General features: G+C 62.6%; 1 protein-coding gene. It reads right to left on the bottom strand.

Features of this window, described 5'->3' with window-relative positions; translation table 11 throughout:
* On the bottom strand, nt 1–313 hold a 313-nt coding region (locus PQQ96_RS42290), incomplete at both ends, for an NAD(P)/FAD-dependent oxidoreductase (RefSeq protein WP_408303392.1).

Here is a 313-nt window from a genome sequence, read left to right as displayed (position 1 = left end):
CCGCTGGAATTCCTCGAATGGCGACAGATACGGGTTCGTGTAGCCCAGGCCGACCACGAAGCCCACCACCACCTGGTTGTTGTCCATGTGATAGAGGAACGAGCCACCGTACGTGTCGTTCTCCAGCGGCCAGCCGGCGGTGTGCATCACCAGACCCGGTTTGTGCCTGGCCGGATCGATCTCCCACAATTCCTTGATCCCGATACCGTGAACCTGCGGATCGACGCCTTCGCGCAGCTTGAACCTGTCGTTCAGCTGGCGGCCGAGGTGCCCGCGCGCGCCTTCGCAGAACAGCGTGTACTTCGCGTGCAGC

The sequence above is a fragment of the Paraburkholderia sediminicola genome (assembly GCF_046027825.1).
GTDB lineage: Bacteria > Pseudomonadota > Gammaproteobacteria > Burkholderiales > Burkholderiaceae > Paraburkholderia > Paraburkholderia sediminicola_D.
Note: the sequence above shows the minus strand (reverse complement) of the source record. Positions and strands in the feature narration are given on the sequence as shown.